Raw genomic sequence first — 10,809 nt, forward strand, 5'->3', positions numbered from 1 at the left:
CCGCCCGTCCTTGTGCCGGTCATGGTAGCCGCACCGCGCGGCCCGCCACACCCTGTCACCGTGATGTCACTGTGCACATAGCAAAAACGCCCCAGGGGACCAAAAGGTTCCCGGTTTACCGCGTTTCCACACGTGCTTGACCACACTGAGTCAGCATGTGGCCCTCATTGGACACCGTGTCACATCCGCCCGGCCCCCATCCACCGCCGCATGACGGACAGCAGGTGATCTGTGTCCACCGGCTTGGTGACGTAGTCCGAAGCGCCCGACTCGATGCTCTTCTCCCGGTCACCCTTCATCGCCTTGGCCGTCAGCGCGATGATGGGCAGCCCGGCGAACTGCGGCATCTTCCGGATGGCCGCCGTGGTGGCGTAGCCGTCCATCTCCGGCATCATGATGTCCATCAGCACGACGGCGGTGTCGTCGTGCTGTTCCAGCACCTCGATGCCTTCCCTGCCGTTCTCGGCGTAGAGCACCTGGAGGCCGTGCTGCTCCAGGACACTCGTCAGCGCGAAGACGTTCCGGATGTCGTCGTCGACGATGAGCACCTTCCGGCCCGAGAGACTGCCTCCGGGGTCCACCGACGGCGACTCCTGGCCACCGTACGCACCAACTTCCGTTTCCGCAGCGGAATCAATGATCGAGTGGTCACCCGTCTCCTCGGCCGTCCCGTTCCCGCGTTCCGTCGTGAAGGAGCCCTGGAACGGCGCTCCGCCGTTCTCCCGCGCCCCTCCCGACGGCCGTGCCTCCGGAGGCAGTTCGGGCTGCGTGTGGCCGGTCGCCTCGCCCATACGGCGCCTGTCGGCCAGGGAGTGCGCGGCCTCCTCCGCCGACTCGGGCGGGACACTGCCCGTCCCGTCGGCCGTGCCGGCCTGTTCCTCCGTCTCCACGGGTTCCGCAGCGGATGCGCCGGTCGCCGATGCCGCGAGGGCCAGCGTGGCGCCGGAGCCGAGCTGCGGGTACCCCTGGGGCGGCAGCTCGGTCGGGTGCAGCGGCAGGTACAGCGTGAACGTGGAGCCGCGCCCCGGCTCACTGGCCGCGTAGATCTCGCCCCCGAGCAGTCGGGCGATCTCCCGGCTGATCGACAGCCCGAGCCCCGTGCCGCCGTACTTGCGGCTGGTCGTACCGTCCGCCTGCTTGAACGCCTCGAAGATCACCCGCATCTTGCTCTGCGCGATACCGATCCCGGTGTCGGTCACCGAGAAGGCGATCAGCTCAGCGTCCGCGTCCCTCAGCGAACCGTGCTCCAGCATCTGCTCCCGGATGAAGTCGGGAACGTCCGTACGAGCGGAGCGGATCACCAGCTCGACCGCGCCGCTGTCGGTGAACTTCACGGCGTTCGACAGCAGGTTCCGCAGCACCTGTAGCAGCCGCTGCTCGTCCGTGTGCAGCGTCGCAGGCAGCTCCGGCGAGACCCGCACGGAGAAGTCGAGCCCCTTCTCCGCGGTGAGCGGCCGGAAAGTGGCCTCCACGTAGTCCACCAGTTGCACCAGCGCGATCCGGGTGGGACTGACGTCCATCTTGCCCGCCTCGACCTTCGACAGGTCGAGGATGTCGTTGATCAGCTGCAACAGGTCCGAGCCCGCGCCATGGATGGTCTCCGCGAACTCGACCTGCTTCGGCGACAGATTCGACTCGGCGTTGTCGGCGAGCAGCTTGGCGAGGATGAGCAGCGAGTTGAGCGGAGTGCGCAGCTCGTGCGACATGTTCGCCAGGAACTCCGACTTGTAGCGCATCGAGACGGACAGTTGCTCCGCGCGCTCCTCAAGAACCTGCCGCGCCTCCTCGATCTCGCGGTTCTTGATCTCGATGTCGCTGTTGGTCTGGGCGAGTTGCTCCGCCTTCTCCTCCAGCGCCGCGTTGGACTCCTGGAGCGCCTTCTGCCGGTTCTCCAGCTCGCCGGAGCGCTCCTTGAGCTGCGCCGTCAGCTCCTGCGACTGCTCCAGCAGCCGCTCGGTACGCATATTGACGCTGATGGTGTTGACGCTGGTCGCGATCATCTCCGCGATCTGGTTCAGGAAGTCCTTGTGGATCTGCCCGAACGGCTGGAAGGACGCCAGCTCGATCACGCCGAGGACGGTGCCCTCGAAGATGACCGGCAGCACGATCACATGTGCGGGAGGCGCCTCGCCGAGCCCGGAGGAGATCTTCAGGTACCCCGACGGCACGTCGTGCATCAGGATGGTGCGCTTCTCCTTCGCCGCCGTACCGATGAGGGACTCACCGGGCTGGAAGGAGGTGGGCATGCTGCCGGTGCAGTACCCGTAGCTGCCCAGCATCCGCAGCTCGTACGAACCGTCCTCACCTGGCCCGGCGCCGACGCCGACGGCGCCCTCTGGAGTGCCCTCGGGCAGCGAGATGAAGAACGCTCCGTGCTGTGCGGAGACCACGGGGGTCAGCTCGCTCATGATCAGCCCGGCGACGTCCCGCAGATCGCGGCGGCCCTGCATCAGCCCGGAGATACGGGCCAGGTTGCCCTTGAGCCAGTCCTGCTCCTGGTTGGCCTGTGTGGTGTCACGCAGGTTGGCGATCATCGTGTTGATGTAGCCCTGAAGGTCCAGGATCTCGCCCGCTGCCTCGACGTCGATACGGACGTTGTGGTCGCCGCGGGTCACGGCGGTGGCCACCTCGGCGATCGCCCGCACCTGACGGGTGAGGTTTCCCGCCATCTCGTTGACGGAGTCGGTGAGGTCCTTCCACGTTCCGGCGACGCCCTGTACGCGCGCCTGCCCGCCCAGCTCGCCCTCGGTGCCCACCTCGCGGGCGACCCGCGTGACCTGCTCGGCGAACGACGAGAGCTGGTCGACCATGGTGTTGATCGTCGTCTTGAGCTGGAGGATCTCTCCATTCGCCTCGATGTCGATCTTCTTGGTGAGGTCGCCCTTGGCGATGGCGGTGGTCACCATGGCGATCTGGCGCACCTGCCCCGTCAGATTGGACGCCATGGAGTTGACCGATTCGGTCAGGTCCTTCCAGGTGCCGGCCACGCCCGGCACCCGCGCCTGCCCGCCCAGCACGCCGTCCGTACCGACCTCGCGGGCGACGCGCGTCACTTGGTCGGCGAACGAGGACAGCGTCGTCACCATCGTGTTGACCGTGTCAGCGAGCTGTGCGACCTCGCCACTGGCCTCGACGGTGACCTTCTTCGTCAGATCGCCGTTGGCCACAGCCGTGGCGACCTGGGAGATGTTCCTGACCTGTCCCGTCAGGTTGTTGGCCATGATGTTGACGTTGTCGGTCAGGTCCTTCCAGATGCCGGACACGTCCCGCACCCGTGCCTGGCCGCCCAACTGCCCCTCGGTGCCCACCTCGCGCGCCACCCGTGTCACCTGCTCGGCGAACGAGGAGAGCGTGTCCACCATCGTGTTGACGGTCGTGACGAGCGCGAGCACCTCGCCCTTGGCATCGACGGTGATCTTCTTCGAGAGGTCGCCCTGTGCGACGGCCGTGGTCACCTCGGCGATGTTCCGCACCTGCGAAGTCAGGTTGTTCGCCATGAAGTTCACGGACTGCGTGAGGTCCTTCCAGGTGCCCGAGACACCCTTCACCTCCGCCTGACCGCCGAGGATGCCCTCGGTACCCACCTCGCGCGCCACCCGGGTGACCTGCTCGGCGAACGACGAGAGCTGATCGACCATCGTGTTCAGCGTGGTCTTCAGCTCCAGGATCTCGCCCCGCGCGTCCACGTCGATCTTCTGCGACAGATCACCGCGCGCGACCGCCGTCGCGACCTGCGAGATGTTGCGCACCTGCGTGGTGAGGTTGCCCGCCATCCCGTTCACGGAGTCCGTGAGATCGCGCCACACGCCCGCGACGCCGGGCACCTGCGCCTGGCCGCCCAGCCTGCCCTCGGTGCCCACCTCGCGGGATACGCGGGTGACCTGGTCGGCGAAGGCGGAGAGCTGGTCGACCATCGTGTTGATGGTGTTCTTCAGCTCCAGGATCTCGCCCCGCGCGTCGACCTCGATCTTCTGCGACAGGTCGCCGCGCGCCACGGCGGTCGTGACCTGTGCGATCTGACGCACCTGCGAGGTCAGGTTGTTCGCCATGAAGTTGACGGAGTTGGTGAGGTCCTTCCAGGTGCCCGAGACGCCGTCCACGCGCGCCTGGCCGCCGAGCCTGCCCTCGGTACCGACGTCGCGGGCCATCCTGGTGACCTGCTCGGCGAAGGACGACAGCTGATCCACCATCGTGTTCACGGTGTTCTTGAGCTGGAGCATCTCGCCGGAGACGTCGACCGTCACCTTCTGCGAGAGATCACCGTTGGCGACGGCCGTCGTCACCTGCGCGATGTTGCGCACCTGGCCCGTGAGGTTGCGGAAGGCCGTGTTGACCGAGTCGGTCAGGTCCTTCCAGGTGCCCGCGGCACCGGGCACGGCCGCCTGGCCGCCCAGTTCGCCCTCGACCCCGATCTCCCGTGCCACGCGCGTGACTTCGGCGCCGAACGAGGAGAGCTGGTCCACCATCGTGTTGACGGTGTTCTTCAACTCCTGCATCTCGCCGGAGACATCGACGGTCACCTTCTGCGAGAGATCACCGTTGGCCACAGCGGTCGTCACCTGAGCGATGTCCCGCACCTGAGCGGTCAGATTACGGAAGGCGGTATTGACCGAATCGGTCAGATCCTTCCAGATTCCGGCGGCACCCGGGACAGCCGCCTGGCCGCCCAGCACCCCGTCCGTCCCGACCTCGCTCGCCGCGCGTGTGACCTCGTCGGCGAGCGTACGCAGCGTGTCCGTCATCGCGTTGATGGTCTCGGCGAGCTGCGCCACCTCGCCGCGCGCGTTCACCGTGATCTTCTGGGACAGGTCACCGTTGGCGACAGCCGTCGTGACCTGCGCGATCTCCCGTACCTGGGAGGTGAGGTTGCCCGCCATGAGGTTGACGGAGTCCGTGAGGTCCTTCCAGACACCGGCGACGCCCTGGACCCTGGCCTGCCCCCCGAGTTCACCCTCGGTACCGACCTCGCGCGCGACCCTGTTGACCTCGGACTGGAAGGAGGAGAGCTGGTCCACCATCGTATTGACGGTGTTCTTCAGCTCCAGCATCTCGCCCGCGACATGGACGGTCACCTTGCGTGACAGATCGCCCTTGGCCACGGCCGTCGTCACCAGTGCGATGTCGCGCACCTGAGCGGTCAGCCGGGACGCCATCGTGTTGACGGAGTCGGTCAGGTCCTTCCAGGAACCGGACATTCCCCGCACACGTGCCTGCCCGCCGAGCTTCCCCTCGGTACCGACCTCGCTCGCGACCCGCGTCACCTCGTCGGTGAACGCAGAAAGCTGATCCACGAGGCCGTTGACCGTACGGCCCACCTTCAGGAACTCACCGCGCAGCGGGTGCCCGCCCCCCTCGGCACCACGCGAGCGCAGGTCCATGCGCTGTTCCAGATCGCCGTCGGCGACGGCCGACAGCACCCTGCCGACCTCCGAGACCGGCCGCACCAGGTCGTCCACGAGCGCGTTCGACGCGTCGATCGCAGCGGCCCACGAGCCCTCGCAGGTGCCGGTCTGGAGCCGCTCTGTGAGTTTTCCCTCACGCCCGACCACTCGGCGCACCCGTGACAGCTCGCCGGTCAGATGCAGATTCTGGTCCGCGACCTCATTGAAGACCGCGGCGATCTCGGCCATCGGGCCCTCACCCGTGACAGTGAGGCGTTTACGGAAATTGCCGTCACGCATGGCGGTCAGCGCGCCCAGAAGCTTGTTGACGGACGCCGCATCCACCTCGATCGTCCCATTCCTCCGGGACCGTCCGCCCTTCGCGCGCGTGTTGGTGCTACGCGCCGTTGCGCCAGACTCCACTGTCCCTCCTGCGGGTCGACCTTCCGTGCCCGGGCCCATTACTCCGAGCCTTCCCAGTGTTTCACCCTGCCCGAACCCGGCGATAACAGTTCGGCAGCATGGCATACGCCTCTCCTTCGGGACCCGGACGGAAATCACCCGCATCCGGCGGCCACGCGCCGCGCGAACGTAAGTAACCTGGCACCTGGCTGTCCGTAACCCCCACGCTGACGGGGTGCCCTCGCCGGTCCACTGGGTAGGGGGCTGACAGGGACAGCGGTGAGCACGAAGGCAACGGAGGGGCGCTGCGGTGACGCAAGAGCAGGGCGCCGGGCGTGGGGGCATCCCCACCGGAATTCCCCCTGGGCCTGAAAGCCCGGCGGAAGCGGGGAGCACCACTGCCGTGGCCACGCAGCGCACACCAGAGCGTCCGGCCGACAGGACATCCATGGGGAGACCAGTGATCACCGCGCGAGCCGCCGCCACGTTCGAGCCGGTAGGCCGCTCGGTCGCCACCGCACGCGCCTTCGTGCGCGACACCCTCCAAGGGTGGGGTCTCGCGGACATCGTGGATGACGCCGTCGTCCTGACCAGCGAACTCGTCACCAACGCTGTCGTGCACGCCGGCACCTCGGCCGAGGTCCTGTGCCTGCGCGACGAGGACGGCGTCCGCATCGAGGTCATCGACCGCTATCCCGAGCGCGAGCTGCCCCTCCTGGAGCCCGGGCAGCAACCGGCCAGCCCCGACCGCGAGGGAGGCCGCGGCCTCCTCCTGTGCGCCGCTCTCGCCACGCGCTGGGGCGTCGACTACACAGCGGCCGACAAACGCGTCTGGTTCCGCCTCAACCTCCCCGAGCGCCCCGTGGGCACCCGCACAGCGGGCCCCGCGCTCCCCGACAACGCCCTGCCCCTCACCGACACCCGCGTCCACGTCGCGGTGATCCAGGTCGACCGCAGCGGCGCCATCAGCGCCTGGAACGAGGACGCGACCGAGCTGTTCGACTACCCGGCCGAGCAGGTCATCGGCAAACCGCTCACCGACCTCGCCGCCTGGCCCCACACCCCGGGCACCGGCACGGGCGTCGCCGAGGCCCTCCGCCTCTCCCGCTGGGAAGGCTCGTACGGCATGCGCGGAGCCGACGGCCGTACGATCCCGGTCTACGCCTCCCACCTGCGCGTGCGTGACAGCGACGGCGAGCCGTCCACCGTCTGCCTCCTCGTGCGCGAGCACGAACGCGCCATCCTCCAGTCCCCGCCCCGCGTCCACGCCCGCGACACAGGCACCGCCTCGGACGGCAACGAGCCCACGGCCGCCGACCCCTTCGAGGTCTTCATCGGCTCACCGGCACCCGACGACCTCGACGGCCTCCTCCAGCGCACGGTCGAACGCGCCCGCGACATGCTCGACGGCGACGCCGCCTACCTGCTCCTCGCCACCGACGACGAAACGGAGCTGGAGGTCCGCGCCTCCACCGGACTCCCCTCGGCCCGCCAGCGGTTCGCCCGCGTCCCCGTGGAGGCCGGCAGCGGACGCTACGGCTCGGCGCGCATGCCCTCCGTCCACGAGGACCTCACCGTCGTACCCGGCGCGGTTCCGCTGCTCGCCGGCACCGGCATGCGCTCCGTGGTCACCGTCCCCCTCAAGGTCGAAGGCAGGCTCACCGGTTCCCTCGGCGTCGCCACCGAAGCCCCTGGCCGCTACACCAACGAGGAGGCCCTCCGCCTCCAGTTCGCCGCCGACCGCATCGCGCTCGCCGTCGAACGTGCCCGGCTCACCGAGCTGGAGCGGCTGCGACGCGGCTCGCTCTCGTTCCTCGTCGAAGCGTCCGACCTGCTCGCCGGAACGCTCGACCGGGACCAGACGCTCGCGCTCATGGCCCAGATGACCGTCCCCACCCTCGCCACCTGGTGCGCCGTCTACACCGTCGCCGAGCCGGGCTCCGAACCCAAGCTCTCCTATGTGCTGCACGAGGACGAGGACCGCATCGACAACCTCAAGGCGCTCCTCGCCAAGGTCGATCCGCCCGAGCCCGTCCCCACTCCCGGAGCCCGCGTCTGGACCGCGCCCACCGATGCGGCACACTCGGCTGCCCTGCGTACCTCGCTGCGCAGCGTCGTGATGAGCGAGGAGGACCACCACCTCTCCCCCGGCACAACCCTCGCCACGGCGGCGGCGGTCGGCGGCGAGACGGTCGTGCTCCCCCTCGTGGCGCGCAACCGCGTCATCGGCATGCTGACGCTCGGAAAGCCCACGGACGAGAGATTCCGCCAGGAGATCCTGGAGCTTGCCGAGGACCTCTCCCGCCGTGCCGCGCTCGCCCTCGACAACGCACGCCTCTACTCCGAGCGCACCGCCATCAGCCAGTCCCTCCAGCGCAGCCTGCTGCCGCCTGAGCTGCCCGAGGTCTCGGGAGGCGTCGAGGTCGACGTCATCTACCGCGCCGCAGGCGAGGGCAACGAGGTCGGTGGCGACTTCTACGACCTCTTCGAAATCCGCGACGGCATCTACGGATTCGCGATCGGCGACGTCTGCGGCACAGGCCCCGAGGCAGCCGCGGTCACCGGGCTCGCACGGCACGCCCTGCGCCTCCTCGCCCGCGAAGGCCTCGGCGGCCCGGCCGTCCTGGAACGCCTCAACACCGCGATCCTCGACGAGGGCGCCCGCAGCCGCTTCCTGACGCTCCTCTACGGCGAGATGCGGCCCCAGGAGGACGGCAGCGCCGAGCTGAAGGTCGTCTGCGCCGGCCACCCCCTGCCTCTGCGCCTGCGCCAGGACGGCACCGTGGAACCCGCGGCCGATCCCCAACCGCTCCTGGGCGTCATGGACGACCTGGAGCTGTACGAGCAGACAGTCGTCCTCGACCCGGGCGACGTGCTCCTGTGCGTCACGGACGGCGTCACCGAACGCCGCGAGGGCACCCGCATGCTCGGCGACGACGGCCTCGCCGATGTCCTCACCACCTGTACGGGCCTCACGGCCGGCGCTGTGGCGGCTCGCATCATGCGCGCGGTCGAGCGCTTCGCGAACGACGCGCCTTCCGACGACATGGCCATCCTCGCGATGCGCGTTCCCGAGTAGCCAGGACACGGCTCCTGCATAGTCACGACATACGAGAAAGGCCCCCGCCAACTGGCGGGGGCCTTCTCAACTGCCTTATGGAGAGCCCCAAAACGGAATCGAACCGTTGACCTTCTCCTTACCATGGAGACGCTCTGCCGACTGAGCTATTGGGGCGCGATCAGCGGAAGAGAGCTTACCCGATCCCACGCGTGCGAACGACCTCGGACTCCTCGACGCGCGCTCTCTGCGATGCCACGGTGCGCCGATGCGGACACGATTATCACTCCTCGCTCTGGCCACCGTGTCCCTGTGCCTCGTACCGGCGCACGGCGCCCTCGCGGACAAGCCCTCCGGCCCGCAAAGACCCGCGTCCGACGTCGGGACGCCCAGGCCCGGTGACCAGCAGGTCGAGTTGGTGTGGAAAGGCAAGAAGCGCACATTCCGCGCCCACGCCCCACGCGGCTACACACCACACCAAGCCCTCCCGCTCGTCGTCGCCATGCACCCTTATCCCAGCGACGGCGCCTATGTGCGTGACCTGAGCGCACTCAGTGCCAAGGCCGACAAGGAGAAGTTCCTCGTCGTCTATCCGGACGGCCTCAACGGCGGATTCAACGCCCTGATGTGCTGCGGAAACGAGGACGATGTCGGCTTCCTCCGTAAGGTCGTCAAAGGCTTCAAGCGCGTCTGGAACGCGAACCCGGACCGTGTCTACGCGACGGGAATCTCCAACGGCGGCGACATGTCCATGCGCCTGGCCGTCGAACTCCCGCACACCTTCGCCGCGGTGGCGCCGGTAAGCAGCGGATTCATCGGCAAGGCCCTCGAAGACGACACCTACCGACCGAGGACGCCGGTCTCCGTCGTCACCTTCCTGGGCGGCACGGACTCCTACTACGGCCAGTTCCAGGCCGGCATGACCGCCTGGCACCAACGCCTCAAGTGCCGCCGAGGGCCCGTCGATACGCTCCCCGACGGCAACACCCGCACCCGTTCCGCCTGCCCGGACGGCAGCAGAACCACCGTCTACACGGTGCCCGCCATGGGCCAATGGCCCGGCTCACCCGATCCGTACATGGGAGACCCGGCGGCCGGCCTCCACGCGACGGACGTTCTCTGGGACTTCTTCGAAAAGCACCCACGCGCAAGGAAATAGCAGTCCTTACGCATTCAGGAAGCGCGCTCCCGCAATAGGCCGCCCAATCCGTTGCACGCCGAAATGACGTGCTGGAGCTCCCTCTTCGTCAGCGAGGCGGCCAACGGCAGGGCAAGGCACTCGTCAGCGGCCCGTTCGGCCTCCGGAAGCCGAACGGCCGCCCTGAATTCCGGCATGCGGTGTGCCGGGAGCTTCACCGGCACACCGCACTCCACGCCCCTCGCCCTGAGAGCCCGCTTGAAGGCGTCCCGGTCAGGCCGCCCGTTCCCCGGTACCCGTACGACGTACTCCATGAACGCGTGCTCAACTCCAGGCTCCACCACCGGAGTCACCACGCCCCTCAGCCGCCGTCCGAGATACTCGGCGTGCTGCCGGCGGCGCACCGCGTCCACGGCGTCCACACGCGGCAGCGGCTCCCACTCCACCACCCGTATGTTCCGCAGCGCCGCCAGCTCGCCCAGCCCGTTCAAGTCGGCGCAGTGCCCGAAGAGATGCACGGGCACAACCGCGGCCGTGCACTCGCTGACCACCTGCTCGACGGACACCGGATCGAGGCAGTAGCTCCTGGCGTCGATGTCCGCGAACACCGGCCGGGCCCCGATCTCCCGTACGGCCTCGGCCACTTCGGCCCCGCCATAAGACGGCACCACAACCTCGTTGCCCACACCCACACCCGCGGCGATCAACTGTGTCGTCCCCATGGGTGGATGCTCGCGGCGCCACGTGAACTGCCGGTGACGGAACGCAAAAAAGCCGTGGTCCCTGAACTGAAGTTCAGGGACCACGGCTTAAGAATTTTTCGGCGGTGT

4 protein-coding genes and 1 tRNA gene are annotated in these 10,809 nt (G+C 68.3%); 2 read left to right on the plus strand and 3 right to left on the minus strand.

Annotated features, from left to right (window positions below; all coding sequences use genetic code 11):
* Window positions 1-179: 179 nt before the first annotated feature.
* The gene (locus NMN56_RS03020; protein ID WP_274043457.1) at window positions 180-5,804 is read right to left on the minus strand and encodes a HAMP domain-containing protein; all 5,625 of its coding nucleotides are present in this window, start codon (window positions 5,802-5,804) and stop codon (window positions 180-182) included.
* 427 nt (window positions 5,805-6,231) lie between these two features.
* Here NMN56_RS03020 and NMN56_RS03025 point away from each other — a divergent pair, with 427 nt between their 5' ends.
* A complete protein-coding gene (locus NMN56_RS03025; protein ID WP_430542449.1) occupies window positions 6,232-8,862 on the plus strand; it encodes a SpoIIE family protein phosphatase in 2,631 nt (876 codons plus the stop codon).
* A gap of 83 nt (window positions 8,863-8,945) precedes the next feature.
* Here the strand turns inward: NMN56_RS03025 and NMN56_RS03030 are convergent.
* A tRNA-Thr gene (locus NMN56_RS03030) sits at window positions 8,946-9,018 on the minus strand.
* Between the two features lie 91 nt (window positions 9,019-9,109).
* Here NMN56_RS03030 and NMN56_RS03035 point away from each other — a divergent pair.
* The gene (locus NMN56_RS03035; protein ID WP_274043456.1) at window positions 9,110-10,000 is read left to right on the plus strand and encodes a CE1 family esterase; all 891 of its coding nucleotides are present in this window, start codon (window positions 9,110-9,112) and stop codon (window positions 9,998-10,000) included.
* A 14-nt stretch (window positions 10,001-10,014) separates the two neighbouring features.
* Here the strand turns inward: NMN56_RS03035 and NMN56_RS03040 are convergent, their stop codons facing one another.
* Window positions 10,015-10,701, minus strand: coding sequence for a DegT/DnrJ/EryC1/StrS family aminotransferase (locus tag NMN56_RS03040; protein ID WP_274043455.1), 687 nt, complete (start codon window positions 10,699-10,701; stop codon window positions 10,015-10,017).
* Window positions 10,702-10,809 lie beyond the last annotated feature (108 nt).

The sequence above is a fragment of the Streptomyces iconiensis genome (assembly GCF_028657195.3).
GTDB lineage: Bacteria > Actinomycetota > Actinomycetes > Streptomycetales > Streptomycetaceae > Streptomyces > Streptomyces iconiensis.

Excerpts from the sequence above, each read along its gene's own strand:
- NMN56_RS03025 (WP_430542449.1), top strand. The coding sequence starts at position 6,232 with ATGGGGAGACCAGTGATCACCGCGCGAGCCGCCGCCACGTTCGAGCCG.
- NMN56_RS03035 (WP_274043456.1), top strand. The coding sequence starts at position 9,110 with ATGCGGACACGATTATCACTCCTCGCTCTGGCCACCGTGTCCCTGTGC.
- NMN56_RS03040 (WP_274043455.1), bottom strand. The coding sequence starts at position 10,701 with ATGGGGACGACACAGTTGATCGCCGCGGGTGTGGGTGTGGGCAACGAG.